This is a genomic window from Komagataeibacter melomenusus, assembly GCF_013155395.1.
In the GTDB taxonomy this organism is placed as follows: Bacteria; Pseudomonadota; Alphaproteobacteria; order Acetobacterales; family Acetobacteraceae; genus Komagataeibacter; species Komagataeibacter melomenusus.
This window is the reverse complement of sequence record NZ_JABJWC010000001.1, coordinates 87,122-105,621: the sequence shown is the minus strand read 5'-3', so window position 1 is coordinate 105,621 and position 18,500 is coordinate 87,122. Positions and strand designations below refer to the sequence as shown.

17 protein-coding genes and 1 tRNA gene are annotated in these 18,500 nt (G+C 64.4%); 11 read left to right on the top strand and 7 right to left on the bottom strand.

The window, feature by feature from the left end; all coding sequences use genetic code 11:
- Positions 1 to 166 precede the first annotated feature (166 nt).
- The 6 genes from HNW77_RS00525 to HNW77_RS00500 all read left to right on the top strand — a co-directional run bounded on the left by HNW77_RS00525 (position 167) and on the right by HNW77_RS00500 (position 6,269).
- Complete coding sequence (locus HNW77_RS00525; protein WP_172154367.1) at positions 167 to 871, top strand: phosphoadenylyl-sulfate reductase; 705 nt, start codon at positions 167 to 169, stop codon at positions 869 to 871.
- A 78-nt stretch (positions 872 to 949) separates the two neighbouring features.
- Complete coding sequence (gene cysD / locus HNW77_RS00520) at positions 950 to 1,744, top strand: sulfate adenylyltransferase subunit CysD (protein ID WP_172154365.1); 795 nt, start codon at positions 950 to 952, stop codon at positions 1,742 to 1,744.
- Between the two features lie 24 nt (positions 1,745 to 1,768).
- On the top strand, positions 1,769 to 3,655 hold the full coding sequence (gene cysC, locus HNW77_RS00515; RefSeq protein ID WP_172154363.1) for an adenylyl-sulfate kinase: 1,887 nt from the start codon (positions 1,769 to 1,771) through the stop codon (positions 3,653 to 3,655).
- 131 nt (positions 3,656 to 3,786) lie between these two features.
- Entirely contained in the window at positions 3,787 to 4,113 is a 327-nt protein-coding gene (locus HNW77_RS00510) for a DUF2849 domain-containing protein (protein WP_172154361.1), read from the top strand.
- Positions 4,103 to 5,791, top strand: coding sequence for a nitrite/sulfite reductase (locus tag HNW77_RS00505; RefSeq protein ID WP_172154359.1), 1,689 nt, complete (start codon positions 4,103 to 4,105; stop codon positions 5,789 to 5,791). The genes HNW77_RS00510 and HNW77_RS00505 overlap by 11 nt, the downstream gene beginning before the upstream one ends.
- Positions 5,778 to 6,269 (top strand): DUF934 domain-containing protein, encoded by a 492-nt coding sequence (locus tag HNW77_RS00500; RefSeq protein ID WP_172154357.1) that lies wholly within the window; start codon positions 5,778 to 5,780, stop codon positions 6,267 to 6,269. The genes HNW77_RS00505 and HNW77_RS00500 overlap by 14 nt, the downstream gene beginning before the upstream one ends.
- 151 nt (positions 6,270 to 6,420) lie before the next feature.
- Here HNW77_RS00500 and pgmG read toward each other — a convergent pair whose 3' ends face one another.
- From pgmG to HNW77_RS00485, 3 genes are all read right to left on the bottom strand, one after another.
- Entirely contained in the window at positions 6,421 to 7,830 is a 1,410-nt protein-coding gene (gene pgmG, locus HNW77_RS00495) for a phosphoglucomutase/phosphomannomutase PgmG (protein ID WP_172154355.1), read from the bottom strand.
- Positions 7,827 to 8,696, bottom strand: a complete 870-nt coding sequence (galU, locus tag HNW77_RS00490) for a UTP--glucose-1-phosphate uridylyltransferase GalU (protein ID WP_061271764.1) — start codon at positions 8,694 to 8,696, stop codon at positions 7,827 to 7,829. Before galU ends, pgmG begins: the two co-directional genes overlap by 4 nt.
- 426 nt (positions 8,697 to 9,122) lie before the next feature.
- Positions 9,123 to 9,208: transfer RNA gene (locus HNW77_RS00485), tRNA-Leu, on the bottom strand.
- Between the two features lie 60 nt (positions 9,209 to 9,268).
- Between HNW77_RS00485 and lipB the strand changes: the two genes are divergently transcribed.
- A complete protein-coding gene (gene lipB / locus HNW77_RS00480) occupies positions 9,269 to 9,961 on the top strand; it encodes a lipoyl(octanoyl) transferase LipB (protein ID WP_172154353.1) in 693 nt (230 codons plus the stop codon).
- A gap of 20 nt (positions 9,962 to 9,981) precedes the next feature.
- Here the strand turns inward: lipB and HNW77_RS00475 are convergent, their stop codons facing one another.
- Together HNW77_RS00475 and HNW77_RS00470 are read right to left on the bottom strand one after the other, a co-directional pair.
- Positions 9,982 to 10,608, bottom strand: coding sequence for a LolA family protein (locus tag HNW77_RS00475; protein WP_172154351.1), 627 nt, complete (start codon positions 10,606 to 10,608; stop codon positions 9,982 to 9,984).
- Positions 10,605 to 10,919 (bottom strand): BolA family protein, encoded by a 315-nt coding sequence (locus HNW77_RS00470; protein WP_172154515.1) that lies wholly within the window; start codon positions 10,917 to 10,919, stop codon positions 10,605 to 10,607. Before HNW77_RS00470 ends, HNW77_RS00475 begins: the two co-directional genes overlap by 4 nt.
- Positions 10,920 to 10,998: 79 nt before the next feature.
- Here HNW77_RS00470 and HNW77_RS00465 point away from each other — a divergent pair, with 79 nt between their 5' ends.
- From HNW77_RS00465 to cobT, 3 genes are all read left to right on the top strand, one after another.
- Positions 10,999 to 11,628 carry a J domain-containing protein gene (locus HNW77_RS00465; protein ID WP_172154349.1) on the top strand — a complete coding sequence of 210 codons (630 nt, stop codon included), beginning with the start codon at positions 10,999 to 11,001 and terminating at the stop codon, positions 11,626 to 11,628.
- Between the two features lie 121 nt (positions 11,629 to 11,749).
- Positions 11,750 to 12,775, top strand: coding sequence for a cobaltochelatase subunit CobS (gene cobS / locus HNW77_RS00460; protein ID WP_172154347.1), 1,026 nt, complete (start codon positions 11,750 to 11,752; stop codon positions 12,773 to 12,775).
- A gap of 17 nt (positions 12,776 to 12,792) precedes the next feature.
- A complete protein-coding gene (gene cobT, locus HNW77_RS00455) occupies positions 12,793 to 14,688 on the top strand; it encodes a cobaltochelatase subunit CobT (RefSeq protein ID WP_172154514.1) in 1,896 nt (631 codons plus the stop codon).
- Positions 14,689 to 14,903: 215 nt separating this feature from the next.
- Here cobT and HNW77_RS00450 read toward each other — a convergent pair whose 3' ends face one another.
- Both HNW77_RS00450 and HNW77_RS00445 read right to left on the bottom strand, forming a co-directional pair.
- Entirely contained in the window at positions 14,904 to 16,337 is a 1,434-nt protein-coding gene (locus HNW77_RS00450; protein WP_172154345.1) for a pyridoxal phosphate-dependent decarboxylase family protein, read from the bottom strand.
- Between the two features lie 97 nt (positions 16,338 to 16,434).
- Positions 16,435 to 17,388, bottom strand: a complete 954-nt coding sequence (locus tag HNW77_RS00445; RefSeq protein WP_172154343.1) for a bile acid:sodium symporter family protein — start codon at positions 17,386 to 17,388, stop codon at positions 16,435 to 16,437.
- A 91-nt stretch (positions 17,389 to 17,479) separates the two neighbouring features.
- On the opposite strand from HNW77_RS00445, the gene HNW77_RS00440 reads away from it, so the two are divergent.
- The gene (locus HNW77_RS00440) at positions 17,480 to 18,412 is read left to right on the top strand and encodes a hypothetical protein (protein ID WP_172154341.1); all 933 of its coding nucleotides are present in this window, start codon (positions 17,480 to 17,482) and stop codon (positions 18,410 to 18,412) included.
- The last annotated feature ends 88 nt before the right edge of the window (positions 18,413 to 18,500 follow it).

Below are 18,500 nucleotides of genomic sequence, written 5' to 3'. Positions count from 1 at the left end.
CCCCGCTGCGGCCCGCCCCGGCACGGTCATGCCGGGGGGACATATATGAAATACGCATCAGAAGATGTATAAATCATGCCTTTCCCTTGATTTTACACTCCGCCGAGAGTAGGTGTGGCGTGAAAAGAACGCCATGACCTAGTGTAAATCGGGTGCGGGGAAGATTATGCGTATCGATGCGGACATTGTGGCTGAACTGAAGCAGGCGGGTGAAAACGCATCCGACGTGCTTCGCGTGGCCCTGACGCGGCTACGCGGCCGGATCGCGCTGGTGTCGTCCTTCGGGGCGGAATCCGCTGTCATGCTGGCCCTTGCGGCGGAAATCGATCCTGCGGTTCCGGTCCTGTTCCTCGAGACGGGGCAGCACTTCCCCGAGACACTGGCCTACCGCGCGGAACTCGCCCGCGTTCTGGGCCTGCGCGATGTGCGTGACCTGCACCCCAACCCCACGCAGCTTGAAAAGCGCGACCCCACGGCGGAACTCTGGGCCTTTGACCCCGATGCCTGCTGCGCCCTGCGCAAGGTCGAGCCGCTGGATGAAGCCATGATCCCGTTCGATGCGTGGATTACGGGGCGCAAGCGCACGCAGGCGGCCACCCGTCAGGGCCTGCCCGTGGTTGAGGATGCGCCAGGTGGCAAGATCAAGCTCAACCCCCTCATTGCCTGGACCCCGCGCGAACTCGATGCGGAGATGACACGGCGCAACCTGCCGCGCCATCCACTTACGCTGCGTGGCTACCCGTCCATCGGGTGCGCGCCCTGCACGCGCCCCGTAACCGAGGGGGCCGACCCGCGTGAGGGCCGCTGGGCTGGAAAAGCCAAGACTGAATGCGGCATACACATGCGCAAGCCGGCCGGTCAGGGCGCATGATTCCTTTTTCCGCATCCCCCGTGCCGGGGGTGCCGGTTTCTCCCGTTTTCTTTCCTGTTACGGAAGGTCTGTAATTCCATGGACGATCTCGACCAACTCGAGGCCCAGAGCATCTTCATTCTGCGTGAAGCCTATCGCAAGCTGAAGCCGCTGGCGATGCTGTGGTCGCTGGGCAAGGACTCGAACGTCATGCTCTGGCTGGCGCGCAAGGCCTTCCTCGGGCGCGTGCCGTTCCCGGTCATGCATGTCGATACCGGCAAGAAATTCCCGGAAATGTACAAGTTCCGCGATGAATACACCAAGAAGTGGAACCTTGAGCTGCTGCTGGGCGACTGCCCGCCGGTTGAGGAAATCGACCCCACCCTGCCGCCTGCCGCCCGTTCTGCCGCGCGCAAGACCGCGGGCCTTGCCGCGATGATCGACAAATACAAGCTGGCAGGCGTGATTGCGGGCATCCGGCGTGATGAACAGGCCACCCGCGCCAAGGAGCGCGTGTTCAGCCCGCGCGGTTCGGGCCATAAATGGGATGTGCGCAACCAGCCCCCCGAATTCTGGGACCAGTACGCCACCCCGCACGAGGCGGGCGTGCATGTGCGCGTTCACCCCCTGCTGTCATGGCGCGAGATCGATATCTGGCGCTATATCGAGCGCGAGGGCATTCCGCTGGTGGACCTGTATTTCTCGAAAGAGGGCAAGCGCTACCGCTCGCTGGGCGATCAGGACATTACCAGCCCGATCGAGAGCACTGCCTCGACCGTGGCCGAAGTGATTGCCGAGCTTGAAACCTCGCGCACATCCGAGCGCGCGGGCCGCGCCATGGACCATGAATCCGAGGATGCCTTCGAGCGCCTGCGCGTGGCCGGCTACCTCTGAGCGGACAGGACGGAGTTACAGACAATGAATACAATCCCGACCCCTGCCCCGCAGGATGCCGCCACCCCCATCGTGATCGTGGGCCATGTCGATCATGGCAAGTCCACGCTGATCGGCCGCCTGCTGTATGATACCGACAGCCTGCCCGAAGGGCGCGTGGCGCAGATCATCGAGTCCAGCAAGAAGCGCGGGCTGACGGTTGAATGGAGCTTCCTGCTCGACAGCCTGCAGATCGAGCGCGACCAGGGCGTGACCGTTGATTCCACGCGCATCCCCTTCAAGCTGGGCAACCGCCAGTTCGTGATCGTGGATGCGCCGGGCCACCGCCAGTTCCTGCGCAACATGATCACGGGTGCCGCTGATGCCGAAGCCGCCGTGCTGGTGGTTGACGCCAATGAGGGCGCACAGGAGCAGACCCGCCGCCACGCCATGCTGCTGCGCCTGATCGGCATCCGGCATGTGATCGTGTTCATGAACAAGGTCGATATCTTCAACTACGACCAGAAGAAGATCGAGGCCGCCGAGCGCGACATCACCAAGCTGCTGCACCAGCTTGAAATCGAGCCGACCGTGTTCGTGCCCGCATCCGCGCGCGAGGGTGACAACATGGCCTCGCGCTCGGACAAGATGCCATGGTACAAGGGCCCGACCCTGACCGAGGCGCTGGCCGCCGTCCCGGCCCCGTCATCACGGGCCGACCTGCCGCTGCGCCTGCCGGTGCAGGATGTCTACCGCTTTGACACCAAGCGCATCGTGGTGGGCCGCATCGAGCGCGGGCGCATCCGCGTGGGTGATGAGGTGGTGATTGGCGTGCATGGCGCGAAAGCCCGCATCGCCACCATCGAAAGCTGGCACACCGCCCCGCAGGTTGCCGCCGTTGCCGGCCAGTCCGTGGCCGTGACGCTTGAGCCGGACGTGATCCCCGACCGGGGCGACTTCCTGTTCCCTGCCGACCACGCGCCGCTGCGGGCTGCGCGCATCCGCACCCGCCTGTTCTGGCTGCGCCAGGAGCCGCTGCGCGTGGGCGAGAGCTTCAAGCTGCGCCTCGCCACGGCCGAGCACCAGGTCACGGTTGCCGCCATTGACTCGGTCGTGCGGCTCGAAGACCTGACCGAACACCCCGCCGAGGAAGTGCCCCCCGAGGGCTTTGCCGAGATTACGCTGGCCGTGTCGGAAACCATGCTGTTCGACCCGTTCGTGTCCGGCACGGCGGACGGCCGTGGCGTGCTGGTGGACCGCAACCAGCAGATCGTGGGCGGCGCGCCGCTGATCGGGGTGGCCGAGAGCGTTGCAGGCCGCAACGCCATCCACCCCACCGGCAGCGCCGTCTCGCTGTGGGACCGCGCGCAGGCCAAGGGGCATCGTGGTGGCGTGTTCTGGATGACCGGCCTGCCGGGTGCGGGCAAGAGCACGCTGGCGCGTGAGGCGGAGAGCCGCCTGTTTGCCCGTGGCATCGACGTGTCGGTGCTCGATGGCGATACGCTGCGCGCTGGCCTGTGCGCCGACCTTGGCTTCTCGGAAGCCGACCGGCGCGAGAATGTGCGCCGTGCCGCAGCCGTCGCGCGCATTCTGGCCGAGAGCGGGCAGGTCGTGATCGTGGCGCTGATCTCGCCCACCGTGGCGGACCGCGAACTGGCGCGCCAGATCGTGGGTGAGGGTTTCCATGAAATCTTCATCGACACGCCGCAGGCCACCTGCGAGCAGCGCGACCCCAAGGGGCTGTATGCCGCCGCCCGCGCGGGCAAGATCGCAGGCTTTACCGGCGTGGATGCGCCTTACGAAGCCCCGCTGAAGCCCGACCTGCGGGTCGGAACGACGGATGCATCGCGGGATGAGACGGCCGCCCGCCTGGCGACCTACATCACGGATGCCATCCGTCTGGATGCGGCGGCACAGCGTCAGACATCCTGAATGTGGTAACCGGCATGCCCTGTTGCAGGCATGCCGGTATTGCAGTACCGGATTGGAAAAATGGGTGCGCGGGCCTTGATCGCGCACCCATTTACAGCAGTTAAGGTTGCCTGAAAAGGATCGGTTCAGAAGTGGATGTCAGGAACAACCGCCGGGACATGACCGGCGCCAGCGTCATTACCGCCAACCGGCTGCTTGATGGCCGCATTGTGTGGCTCGCGCCGCAGGGCTGGTCGGAGGCGATCGGCCAGGCCCGCGTGTTTGACAATGCAGCGGTGGAAGACGCCATAAAGCAGGCCAGGGCAGCAGATGCGAACACCGTGGTGGGCATCTATGGCGTGCAGCTTGACCCTGGCGCCACGCAGATCACCCCCCTGACCGTGCGCGAGCGCATCCGTGCGTTCGGGCCGAGTGTGCACCCTGATTTCGCCCCCGTGGAGACGCCCCATGTCCACTGATACCGCACCCCTGCCGGTTGGCCGCTACGCCTATGACGAGGTGGACCGCACCTTCCTGTCGCAGCGCGTGGCCCAGTTCCGCGAGCAGGTGGGCCGCCGCGTGGCGGGCGACCTGACCGAGGACGAATTCAAGCCCCTGCGCCTGATGAACGGCCTGTACCTGCAACTGCATGCCTACATGCTGCGCGTGGCCGTGCCCTATGGCATGATGGGGTCGGACCAGATGCGCGAACTCGCGCATATCGCCCGCACCTATGACCGTGATTACGGTCACTTCACCACGCGCCAGAACATCCAGTTCAACTGGATACGGCTGGAAGATACGCCCGATATCCTTGAGCGGCTGGCGGGCGTGAACATGCATGCCATCCAGACCAGCGGCAACTGCATCCGCAACGTGACGTGTGACGAGTTTGCCGGTGCCGCCGCTGATGAACTGCTCGATCCGCGCATCCACGCCGAGATCTTGCGCCAGTGGTCCACGCTGCACCCGGAATTTTCGTTCCTGCCGCGCAAGTTCAAGATCGCCATCAGCGGCAGCCCGCATGATCGCGTGGCCGCCCGTTTCCATGACATCGGCCTCGTCGCCCATCCCGGCCCGGACGGGCGGGCAGTGTTCGACGTGTTCGTGGGCGGCGGGCTTGGCCGCACGCCCATCATTGGCGTGCACCTGCGGGACAACCTGCCCGAGGAAGACCTGCTGGCCTACCTTGAGGCCGTGGTGCGCGTGTACAACGCCTATGGGCGGCGCGACAACATGTACAAGGCGCGCATCAAGATCCTCGTGCAGGCGCTGGGTGTGGAGCAGTTCCGCGAGAAGGTCGATGCCGAATTCGCCCAGATGAACCGCGCGGACTACCGGCTTGACCCCGCGATTGTGGAGGGCATCCGCGCCCGCTTCGGCATTCCTGATCTTGATGCGCCAGCTGACGCGGCGCAGACGCTTGAGGCCGATCGCAGGGCCGATGCCCGTCTTGACCGCTGGGTGCGCACCAACACCCATGCCCACCGGCATGAAGGCTTCATCAGCGCGGTGGTGTCCATCAAGCCCGATGGTGGCATTCCCGGTGATGTCACGGCCGACCAGATGGACCTGATCGCGGCGCTGGCCGATGATTTTTCGTTTGGCGAGATCCGTGTCACCCACATGCAGAACGTGGTGCTTGGCCATGTGCGCAAGGACCGGCTGCGCGACCTGTGGCTCAGGCTTGATGGCGCCGGGCTGGGCACGCCCAATATCGGGCTGGTGGGTGATATCATCGCCTGCCCCGGCCTGGATTACTGCGCGCTGGCCAATGCGCGCTCCATTCCCATTGCCCAGAAGTTGAGCGCACGCTTCGCCAACCCTGAATTGCAGGAAAACATTGGCACCCTGCGCATCAACATCTCGGGCTGCATCAATGCCTGCGGGCACCACCATGCGGGCCATATCGGCATTCTGGGCGTGGACAAGCGCGGCGAGGAGTTCTTCCAGCTCACCCTTGGCGGCTCGGCGGAAAATGACGTGGCCATTGGCCAGATCATCGGCCCGGCCCTGCCGGAGGACGAGACGGTCGATGCCATCGCCCGGCTGATCGACACCTATCTGGTGCTTCGCAATGAAGGCGAGGCGTTTATCGATACCTATCGGCGCCTTGGTGCCGCAAGCTTCAAGGATGCCGTCTATGCCCCTGCTTGAAAATGGTCATGTGACCGAAGACCGCTGGGTGCAGGCCACCGCAGGCGAGGCCCTGCCCGCTGGCGCCGTGATCGTGCCGCTTGACCGGCTGGAGGAAGGGCTGGCCCGCCCGAAGGATGCGCCGCTCGGCGTTGCCATCGGGCCGGATGTGGATGTGGCCGTGCTGCGCGCTGCCCTGCCGCGGCTGGCGCTGGTTGCGGTAACCTTCCCCACCTTCCGTGATGGGCGGGCGTTTACGCAGGCCCGCGCCCTGCGCGAGCATCTGTCCTTTACCGGCGAGATCCGCGCCACCGGCACGCCGCTGCCCGATCAGTACGAGTTCCTGCTGCGCTGTGGCGTGACGACCGTGCAGACCGACCGGGCGGAAGACGTGGCGGTGTGGCAGCAGGCACATGAGATCATTTCCATCGCCTACCAGCCTTCCGTGCTGCATGAGCGCGCGCAGGGGCTGGGGCTGCGCCGTTTTCTGGGCAAATAAGAGACTGTTTGAAAACAAGTCGTTGATAAACAAGAAAAGCTTTTGGGTATCGCCTTTTTAAAAAAGGCGACGTCTTTCGAAGCTTTTTGAAAAAAGCTTCACCAAAAACTTTCATCATTCCAGCTTTAAGCAGTTCGCCCGGCAGCGTTGATTAATGCAGGGCGGCCGTGCCGGAAAAATCAGGCGCGCGAAGCCCCGAGGCTTCCAGTTGCGCCGTGATCGCGGTCTTCAGCCGCTCTAGTCCGGCAGCACTCGTGCCTTCTGCCCGGGCGACAAGAACCGCCTGCGTGTTGGAGGCGCGGAGCAGCCACCAGCCATCCGGCGTGGTTACGCGTACGCCATCAATGGTGGAGACACATGCCCCGCTGCGTTCGAGCCGGGCAGCCACTTCGGCAATAACCGCGAATTTACGCGTATCGGGGCAGGCAAAACGCAGTTCCGGCGTGGAGACAGCCGCAGGCAGGCTCAGCCGCACATCCGAGAGCGGACCCTTAAGGTGCGAGACTATGGCCAGCAGGCGGAGTGCTGCGTACAGCCCGTCATCAAATCCGTACCAGTGATCGGCAAAAAAGAAATGCCCTGACATTTCGCCTGCCAGCGGTGCGCCGGTCTCGGCCATTTTCATCTTGATGGGAGAATGGCCGCTTTTCCACATCAGCGGCGTGCCGCCCGCGCGGTCAATCTCTTCAAACAGGGTCTGGCTGGCCTTGACGTCGGCAATGACCGTGGCACCCGCATGGTCGCGCAGGATGTCACGCGCCAGAATGACCAGAAGCTGGTCAGCCCACAGCACGGTGCCGGTATTGTCCACCACGCCAAGGCGGTCGGCATCGCCATCGAACGCCAGACCCAGATCGGCCCCCTCTTCCCGCACTGCGGCAATGAGTTGCCCGAGGTTGGCCAGGACGGTCGGGTCAGGGTGATGGGCAGGGAAAGTGCCGTCAATTTCAGCATTGAGCAGGCGGTGCCGCCCCGGCAGCCTTTTGACCAGCAGCGAGAGGATTTCACCCGCAGCGCCATTGCCGCTGTCCCATACCACATCAAGGGGGCGATCCGTGCCGTTCCAGTCACGCAGCAGGCGGTCCACATAGGCGGGGATCACGTTTACATCGCGCATGGTGCCGGATGTCTCGGCCACGACATCGCCGCTTGCCGCCAGCCGCCCGAGTTCGCGGATCTGCTCGCCAAAAAACGGCCTGTGGCCAAGAACCATCTTGAAGCCGTTATGGTCGGGCGGGTTATGGCTGCCCGTTACCATGATCGCGCCGTCAGCCCCCAGCGTGGTCGCGGCAAAATAAAGCATCGGCGTAGGGCCACGCCCGATGCGCAGCACGGTCATGCCGGACGCCATGGCCCCTGCCCCGAGCGCGTGCTCAAGGGCGGGGGATGACAGGCGTCCGTCATAACCGATCGTGACGGTCGAGCCGCCAGCCCGTGCCACCATGGAGCCGAAGGTGCGGCCGATGGCATAGGCGTCGTCCTGCGTCAGGCTTTCGCCCACAATCCCGCGGATGTCGTATTCCCGCAGGCTTGTGGGGTCAAAGCGGTGCCTGAAGCTCATTTATACTTTTTGAGGAATTCCCGCACGTCGCCCGCCAGGTCCTCGCGTGCGAGGGCGAAGGCGATCTGTGCCTCAAGGAAGCCCGGCTTGCTGCCGCAGTCGAAGCGCTTGCCTTCGTAGCGGTAACCGTGGAACGGCACGTGGCCAATGGTCTTGGCCATGGCATCGGTCAGCTGCACTTCGCCGCCAGCACCCTTTTCGAGCTTGGCGAGGTGCTTGAGCACGTCCGCCGTCAGCACGTAACGGCCAATGACCGACAGGGTCGAGGGCGCATCCTTGGGGTCGGGCTTTTCAACCAGGCCCTTGACTTCAACCGTCTTGCCGTCATCCGCGCCGACGTCGAGAATGCCGTAGCTGCCGGTCTGCTCGCGCGGCACTTCGGTCACGGCCAGCACGTTGCCGCCGGTCTTGTTGTAGACTTCAACCAGCTGGCCGATGCAGGACTTCTCGCTCTGCACCACGTCATCGGGCAGCAGGATGGCGAAGGGGTCGTTGCCAATGAACTCACGCGCACACCAGATGGCATGGCCAAGGCCGAGCGGCTCCTGCTGGCGCACGGACAGCATGGAGCCCGGGGTCACGCGGGTGGCTTCGAGTGCCTTCAGCGCGGAGGTCTTCTTGCGGGCCTTCAGCGTGTCTTCAAGTTCATAGGAAATGTCGAAATAGTCGATCAGGGAATCCTTGCCCCGGCTGGACACGAGGCAGAATTCCTCGATCCCGGCTTCACGCGCTTCGTCGATGGCGTACTGGATCAGCGGGCGATCGACAACGGTGAGCATCTCCTTGGGCACGCACTTGGTTGCGGGCAGGAAACGGGTGCCAAGGCCGGCAACCGGCAATACGGCTTTTTTAAGGGGCTTGATCACTAATATTTACCTCAAGATGCATGACAGGAACAGACAATCCCGGCTGACCGCCCATACTTTGATAATGATGACAGGGATCAGGGTGTTGCCAGATGAACCAGGATATAGCGTGCCTCATCAGGACCAAACATGATTTAAATCACTATTGCCACGCCTCATTGCAAATGACGGCGCAATCGACATCATTTGTAACGTACGGGCCTACCTGAACTGCTGTTCTGCGGGGAACATGACCTTGCTGTAGAGTGAGGCATTCAATGAGGAATAATTGTGACTTTTTTATGACATGAACCCGAACGCCCTTCCCGCTGGAAGGTTGCGGGCGGGGGCAATTAAAATCCGGTCTGAATGCCGCGCATGCGGAAATACACCTGCCCCGCCTGGGGTGATGTGTTTCATGTCGCATCAGTTTTCAGGAAAAATAAGTGGTGCGGCCAAGAAGACTCGAACTTCCACGGGGTTGCCCCCACAAGCACCTCAAGCTTGCGCGTCTACCATTCCGCCATGGCCGCAACGTGACAACGAGCATCGAGTGAGCGATACCGTCATGACGATGAATGGGCGTATAGCTGATGAAAGACGAACGGGCAATGACCGAAAACGAATTTTTATGGGATAAAGCACCCCGACAGGTGCCCTACCCTGACGCACTGGCGCAAATGGAGGCCCAGGCCCGCGGAATTCGGGCGGGTAGTGCCCCCGAGCGGGTGTGGCTGCTCGAGCATCCCCCCACCTATACCGCCGGAACATCGGCAAAGGATTCGGACCTGTTCAACCCGCGCGGCTACCCCACCTACCCTGCGGGGCGTGGCGGGCAGTGGACCTATCATGGCCCGGGCCAGCGCGTGGCCTATGCCATGCTCGACCTGACCCGCCCGCGCGCCATGGTGCCCCCGCGCGACCTGCGGGCCTATGTCCATGCGCTGGAGGAATGGATCATCCGCACCCTCGCCCGCTTCGGGGTGACGGGCGAGCGGCGGGCGGAGCGTATTGGCGTGTGGGTGGTCGACCCCGTCACGGGGCGGGAGGAAAAGATCGCGGCGATTGGCGTGCGGGTCTCGCGCTGGGTGAGCTGGCACGGAATCGCGATCAATGTTGACCCCGAGCTGAGCGATTTTGGGGGAATCGTGCCCTGCGGCATCAGCGAATACGGCGTGACCAGCCTGGCGAAGCTGGGCAAACGGGTGCGCATGGCGGACGTGGATGCCGCGCTGGCCGAGACATGGGCACCCTGTCTCGGCCCGATTCGCGGCGCGCGGGGGTAAGGCCGCGCGCCGCCGTGCGGTCAGTTGCTGGCGCTGAGGGTAAACATTGCGTCAGGCCAGGGCTGGCCGCTGACCGTCGTATCGGTCAGGTCGAGGCGGATGTGCTGGCGCTCCACATCCGTCATTTCAATGACCAGCAGCGACAGCTTCCCCCCGATATCCGCGAATCCGAGGGTCAGGATGCCCTGCGATTCGCTGTCACGCCGCCCCAGCGAGACCTGCAGGCTGTTCGGCCCGTGCTGCACCGCTGTCACGGTAATCTGGCCGGACAGGTGCACGGGCTGGTCGAGCAGCAGGCCGAGCGGCTGGCGGCCAAGCGACATGCGGGTGACCGATTCGCGCCGGTGATCGACAAACAGCAGGTGCCCGTTCGCGGCCACCAGCTTCATTGAGCCCGGCGTTGCGTAGTCCAGCCGCAGGCGGCCGGGGTCGTAATGCATCACCCCCTGCCCCTTGCCGCCATCGGGCCATGTCTGCACGAAATTGGCCTGCAACCCCTGTGAGGTGTTGAGATAGGTCTCGACACGGGCAATGTCTTCGGCCTGGTTGGGCGCGGTGGTGGCAGGCGTGCCCGCGCACGCGGCGAGCAGCGTGAGCAGCCCCCCCATCATCAGCCGCCGCGTGGCGAAGGGAAAGGCGGGTTTCATGCCGTGGCCATCCGGGCGTGCTCGGCGGGCGTGCGCAGTACAAGCGAGAGCGCATGCATGCCGCCTGCGAATTCACCCGCCAGCAGGTCATGCACCAGGCGCGAGCGCTGCACGCGGCCCACGCCCTCGAAGGCGGGGCTGACGATCAGCACGTTATAGTGACTTTCGCCTGCCTGCACGCCGTTGTCGCGCACATGCACGTGGTGGGCGTGGCGGGCGCTGTCATCGTGGATGGTGATTTCCACCGGGGCGAGATGTTCGCGTATGATGCGGTCGATCCGTCCGGCCCGGCCGGTTGCGTGCTGTTCCATTGGCGGCTCCATGATAGCGGGATCATTCATTGCACAGCTTCGCTCTTGCACGAAGCATGGACAGGCGCACATAACGGGAATGATGAAGAGAAGGAACACCCGGCACCGCGCCTTTGACCCCGATCCCGATGCGCCGGACCGCTGCTGCGACATGCATGGCTGCGACCAGCCCGCAGGCTACCGGGCCCCGCGCTCGCGTGATGCGCTGAACAAGTATTTCTGGTTCTGCCTTGAACATGTGCGTGAATACAATTCACGGTGGGACTATTATCGCGGCATGTCACCCGGCCAGATCGAGGCGCATATCCGCGCCGATGCCTCATGGGACCGCCCTTCATGGAAGCTCGGCCAGGGCAGCGCTGCCCGCGCCTTCAGCGAAGATGACGTGATCGACCCGCTCGACCTGCTCAGGGGGGCCGCCAAGGCGCGCGCGCGCAGCCGCACCCGCCGCCAGCACGATGAAGACCGCCGGGCCGATGCGCCCCCCGCCCTGCGCTACCCGCTTGGCGTGCTCGACCTGGGCTGGCCCGTGTCGATGGAGGAACTCAAGACCCGCTACAAGCTGCTCGCCCGCCAGCATCACCCCGATGCGAATGGCGGCGACCGCAAGGCCGAAGAGCGCTTCAAGGGCATCAACATCGCCTATACTACGGTGCGCGCCCATCTGGTGGCCACCAGCGCGCGCGAGGACGTGGCCCGGCGCGCCTGAAACGGGCCGCGCCATCATATGGCCGACCTGTTACAGATATGTTTATACTCCAGGCCTGATATGCCGCCCTGCGCTGTCATGGTGGGCCCTAACAGACGAAGTGACGGACGAGATAAAGCCGATGAACGAACCAGCAGACCTGACAACTGCCGCCGTGGATGCCAACGGCACGCCACTCCCCGCCATTTCGGCCGTCAATGCGCCAGACCTGCAGGTTTCGGCGCGCGATGTGTTCGGCATCGACAGCGACATGAAGGTGCCCGCCTTCTCGGTGCGCACGGATCATGTGCCTGATATCGACCCGTCGTACAAATTCGACCACGACACCACGCTGGCCATCCTGGCGGGGTTTGCCTTCAACCGCCGCGTCATGGTGCAGGGCTATCATGGCACCGGCAAGTCATCGCATATCGAGCAGGTTGCCGCCCGCCTCAACTGGCCGAGCGTGCGCATCAACCTCGACAGCCACATCTCGCGCATCGACCTGATTGGCAAGGACGCGATCGTGCTCAAGGATGGCCAGCAGATCACCGAATTCCGCGAGGGCCTGCTGCCATGGGGCCTGCAGCACCCCTGTGCGCTGGTCTTTGATGAATATGATGCTGGCCGTCCCGACGTGATGTTCGTGATCCAGCGCGTGCTGGAGGTGGAAGGCCACCTGACGCTGCTTGACCAGAACCGCGTGATCCGCCCGCACCCCTTCTTCCGCCTGTTCGCCACGGCCAACACGGTGGGGCTGGGTGACACGACGGGCCTGTACCATGGCACGCAGCAGATCAACCAGGGCCAGATGGACCGCTGGAACATCGTGACCACGCTCAACTACCTGCCCCACGCGCAGGAGACCGCCATCGTGCTGGCCAAGATGGGCATCGACCCCCAAAAGGACGAAGCCGGTCGCAAGCGGGTGGAAAGCATGGTGGCGCTGGCCGACCTCACGCGCTCGGGCTTCATCGCGGGTGACATTTCCACCGTCATGTCGCCGCGCACGGTCATCAGCTGGGCAGAGAACTTCCGTATTTTCAATGATCTTGCCTTTGCCTTCCGCGTTACCTTCCTCAACAAGTGCGATGAGGCGGAGCGCCCCACGGTGGCGGAGTACTACCAGCGCTGCTTCAACGCCAGTCCGCTGGCGCCACGGGGCTGATGACAGGGCAGGCACGCATGCGCGAGAACCGGAAAAAGACCCCCGCCCCCCAGGCCGAGGACGAAGCCCGCACCGCCGAGCGCTTCAAGCGCGCCACGGTGGGCGCCGTGCGGGCCGTGGGCGGGCAGGCCCAGACCGAGGTCTCGTTCCTTAATGGCCCCGTGCCGTCCGGTGTGTCGGTTACCGGCACGCATGTGCGCCTGCCCCACCCCTCGCGCCGCATGACCGAGGCGGAAATGACCCGCATGCGTGGTGCCGCCGATGCCGCCGCCCTGCGCCTGCGCCACCACAACGCCACCCTGCATGAAAGTGCCAGCCCCCCCGCGGGCGAAGCGCGTGAAGTGTATGACATGCTCGAGCAGGCCCGGGTGGAAAGCCTTGGCGCACGGCACATGGCCGGTGTGGCCGCCAATCTTGATGCCCGCCTGGCGCAGGAATGTGCCGATATGGGCCTTGACCGCCTGACCAGCCACACCAAGCTGCCCACCCCCTTTGCGCTGGGGTTGCTGGCGCGTGAGCGCATGTCGGGCCATCCGGTGCCGCAATCCATGCGTGAACTCATGGCGCGCTGGGCCGATGACCTGCCGCCCGCGGCCCGTCGCGCCCTTGACGAGATGGCGGCGCGACAGGACAGCCAGCAGGAATTTGCCCAGGCCGCGCGCAGGCTGCTCATGGCGTGTGATCTGCTCGAGCAGGAAACCACGCCCGAGGAAGAGGCGGATGACGGCACGAACGATGCCGAGGCCGCCAGCAGCGACGATGAGGAACCCGCTGACGACACCACCCCCGACGCCCAGGAGGACGGCCCGGAGGAGGATGACAACAACCAGCCCATGCAGATGTCGCAGGGGACTGGCGCCAGCGATGACGAACCTGATGATGGCGAACAGGGTGGCTCGGCCAGCGGGTCGGAAGAGGCCGGTGGCCCGGCCGAGGGGGAAGCGGAGGAGGCCGAACCGCAGCGCGGCTACCATGCCTTCACCACCGTTTTTGATGAGGAAATTGCTGCCGAGGACCTGTGCGACGCGGAAGAACTGTTCCGCCTGCGCCAGACGCTCGACCAGCAGCTTATCAGCATGCAGGGCGTGGTTTCCAAACTGGCCAACCGCCTGCAGCGCAAGCTCATGGCGCAGCAGACCCGCGCGTGGGAGTTCGACCTTGAGGAAGGCATGCTCGATGCCGGGCGGCTGTCGCGCATCGTGGTCAACCCCATGCTCTCGCTGTCCTACAAGCGCGAGCGTGATACGGATTTCCGCGATACGGTGGTCACGCTGCTCATCGACAATTCGGGCTCCATGCGCGGCCGCCCCATCTCGGTGGCGGCCATGTGCGGCGATATCCTGGCCCGCACGCTCGAGCGCTGCGCGGTGAAGGTGGAAGTGCTCGGCTTCACTACCCGGGCGTGGAAAGGCGGTCGCAGCCGCGAGACATGGGTGCAGGCGGGCAAGCCTGAAAACCCGGGGCGGCTGAACGACCTGCGCCACATCATCTACAAGGCGGCCGACATGCCGTGGCGGCGCGCGCGGCGCAACCTTGGCCTGATGCTGCGCGAGGGGCTGCTCAAGGAAAACATTGATGGCGAGGCCCTGCTCTGGGCCCAGCGCCGCCTTGCCGCCCGGCCGGAAGGCAGGCGCATCCTGATGGTGATTTCCGATGGCGCGCCGGTGGATGACAGCACGCTGTCGGCCAATCCCGGCTCCTACCTCGAGAACCACCTGCGCGAGGTGATCGCCCATATCGAGACGCGGACCACGACCGAACTGCTGGCCATCGGCATCGGCCATGACGTGACGCGCTATTACCGTCGCGCCGTGACCATTACCGACCCCGAGGAACTTGGCGGCACGATGATGAAGAATCTGTCCGAACTGTTTGGCGAGGAATCAGCGCGGGGCGCGCGGCGCAGCCGCTGAAGGCTTCCCGCTTCCCTGCCCCGCGCCCTGTCATTGGTGCGGGGCTTTTTTTAGGGGCTGTGTGAAAAGTCAGCCCGGAAAACATCCAGAAATCATAAGGATGTTTTTGGTGAAGCTTTTTTCAAAAAGCGTCGAAGAACGCCGCCTTTTTGAAAAAAGGCGGCACCCAAAAACTTTTATCATTTCTTATCAATGGGTTGTTTTTAAACGGTGTTTTAGGCTGCGACCAGTCTGCGGTCGGCAAGTTCGAGCAGGGCGTCGAGCATGCGGTCGACATCCGCATTGGTGGTGCGGTGGTTGACGATGGCCGCCCGCACCGCCTTGTGGCCGTTGATGATGGTGGTCGAGGGGGCGGCGATCCCGCTTTCATGCAGGTCTTTCACCACCTCGCCATTGAAGTGGTCCAGGTCCTCCACGGGGGCGATGATGCGGAAGCACACGATATTCAGCGTCACGGGGGCCAGCAGTTCCAGCCGGGGATTGGCCTCCACGCGGGCGGCAAGGTGGCGGGCGATGGCGCAGCAATTGGCAATCATGTCGCCCATGCCATCGGCGCCATAGGTACCCAGCGTCATCCACACTTTCAGCGCCCTGAACCCGCGTGACAGGTCGGGGCCGAGGTCGCAGTACCACGGGCCATTGGTGGCAAGGCCCCGGTCCTCGCGCGCAAGATAGGCGCGGGACTGGGCAAAGGCATCAACCTGGGCTCCGGGGCGGCGGACGAGGATGCAGCCCGCATCGTACTGGACCTGCGCCCATTTATGGAAATCAAACGCCACGCTATCGGCCCGTTCCAGGCCGCGCAACTGCGGCCGCAGCGTGTCAGACAGCATGGCCAGCGCGCCGAATGCGCCATCGACATGGAACCAGATGTTCTCGCGCGCGGCGATGTCGGCCAGGGTGTTCAGGTCATCGATCGCGCCGGTATCGACCGTACCAGCCGTGCCGATCACCATAAAAGGCTCAAGCCCGGCGGCCCGGTCGCGCGCGATGGCCTGCTCGAGTGCGGGCAGGACCATGCGGTTATGTTCATCAACCGGGATCACGCGCAGGCTGTCCGTGCCCAGCCCGGTCAGGTCGAATGCACGTGAAATGCAGCCATGCGCGGTGGCGGCGGCGTAGCCCACCAGCTTGCGGCTGCGCACGCCCTCGGTGCGCATCTTCAGCCCGTCGGGCACGGCGCGGCTGGCGGTGATGACGGCAATCATGTTGGCCATGGAGGAACCGGTGACCAGCAGCCCCGTTGTTTCAGCCGGGAAGCCGCACATCTCGGCAGCCCAGCGGATCACCTCGCGCTCGACCTCGATGGGCGCATGGTCGCGGCCGCCGCAATTGGCGTTCAGCCCGCCCACCAGCAGTTCCGACAGCATGCCAACAGCCGTGCCGCCGCCATGCACCCAGCCCATGAAGCCGGGATGCACGTTGCCGGTGGAATAGGGTTCAACCAGTTCGCGAAAGCGGGCGTACAGTTCTTCCGGCGGGGTGGGCGCATGCGGCAGGCCGGTGTGCAGCCGTTCGCGCAGCGCTGCGGGCATGGGCTGCCACACCGGGCGCTCGCGCAGGGTGGACAGGCGGTTCATCATGTCATCGACCATCTGGTGGCCCAAGGCCCGCAGCGCATCCCAGTTATCCGGGTCCAGTCCTGTCATTTCTCTCCACCATTTCGTGCGGTTGTCATGCCCGGCGGGCATTGTCGGCCTGCCTACATACCGGCCCGGGCCGCCATGCGCGAGGGGGAAGATGGGGTCAATCCACCTTCCCGGCGCCAAAACGCCGCGCCAGCGTGGCGCAGGCAAAAAGCTGGATCTGGTGGTAGATCATGAGCGGCAGCACGATCAGCCCCACTTCGGTGGGGGCAAACAGCACGCTGGCAATCGGCACGCCCGAGGCCAGGGACTTCTTGGAGCCGCAGAACAGTATGGCGATCCGGTCAGCCCGGGCAAAGCCGCCTATGCGCCCCACCAGCATTGTCAGCCCCAGCACCAGGGCCAGCAGCCCCGCATCGGCCAGCGCCACGCGGCCAAGCTGGCTGGCAGGCAGGCGGTGCCACAGCCCCTGCGTCACCGCCTCGCTGAAGGCGGTATAGACGACAACCAGAATCGACCCCCGATCGGAAAAGGAAAGCAGCTTCTTGTGGCGGTGCGCCCAGCCCCCGATCCATGGCTGAAGCACCTGCCCTGCAATGAAGGGCACGAGCAGTTGCCCCACGATGGGCATGATCCCGCCCCCGCCGCCGCTGGCATGGCGGCTGAACACGATGCCCACCAGCACGGGTGTTATGAAAATGCCCAGTATGTTGGACAGCGTTGCCGAACAGATGGCCGCCGCCACGTTGCCGCGCGCAATCGAGGTGAACGCGATGGAGGACTGCACGGTGGAAGGCAGGCAGCACAGGAACAGCACGCCGGTCCACATCGGGGCATCAAGCAGGCGTGGAAAGACCGCATGCAGCCCCACGCCCAGCAGCGGGAACATGACGAACGTGCAGAGCAGGATGGCAAGATGGATGCGCCACCCGGTCAGCCCCTCCATTACCGCCCGGCGCGAAAGGCGTGCCCCCTGGAGGAAAAACATGTTCGCAATCATGATGATGGCGAGGATATTGAACACGCTCACCCCTATCCCCCGGCAGGGAAGCACGCTGGCTATGCCAACGGTGGCCAGCAGGCATACCAGAAAGGAATCAAGTCTGCGGAGCATGGTGAAGCAGGGCACCTGATGCTATGGGGAAAGGAAGCGGAGACTATACCGGATTGCATCCGCTGCCTATTCACGCCAGTTTGTACTGCAAATGAAAAACATATTCATCACAACGGTCCTCGCCGCCCTGGCGTGCGCGGGTCCGGCGCAGGCGACTGCCCTGCCCGATACCTGCGCCAGCGCCCGGCTGGCCAGTACCCAGCCGCATGGCGACAACGCGCTGGCAGGCCATAACTATGACCTGGCCCTGGCGGGGAACGTGCACCAGACCTTTCACGCAGGCGATATTGCCGCCAGCGGCACGGGGCTGGGGCCGCAGGCCCTGCGTGATATGGAGGATGTGGCCTCGCTCGTGCTGCTGGCCACCCTTACCGGCCATCATTCGCAGGGCTGCGCGCAGGATTATTTCGTGTCCGCCGCCACCCCCATCATGGACGGGCTGCGCGCGGGCCGCAGCTATGACCTGATCTGGCAGGACGGGCTGCTGAGCAGCGGGGAGACGAAGCTCTCCTTCCACCGTGCGCACCTGCACCTGGCCGGCGCCAGGGGCGATACCGCCCCCGCCACCCTTACGCTTGATACGCAGGGCCTTGGCATAACCGGCTCGCACAACACGCTTTTAGTCAATGCCCTGCCCCAGCAGGCCACGGCCAATGCCTCGGTGCCCGGCGCGTCGCTCGTGCCGCTTGCCACAGCCATTACCGGCCACCCGACCGAGGCTGTGATGGTGCCGCTGCATGTCTCATCGCTTACTGCCCAGCGCGGCACCATGCAGATTACCGGCAATGGCGATGCCAGCCTGACCGGCAATACCGATGCCTCATCCGCCAATGGCCATATTCAGGTACAGAACCTTGATGCCGTGATCGAGACCCTGCGCAATGCGGGCCAGACCCGTGCCAGCGCCGCCCTGATCCTGGCCAAGCTGTTTGGCCACAAATCGGCCTCGGGCGGAACGGGGTGGGATGTCAGCTGGGAGGGCGGCGTCATGACCGTCAATCACATCCCGCTGCCCATTCGCTGAAGGGCAGCAGCCCCACTCCGGACGGATCAGGAACCTGGCAGGCAGTATCGGCCTGTCAGGTTTTTTTGCGAGTGCGCGCCACGAATGG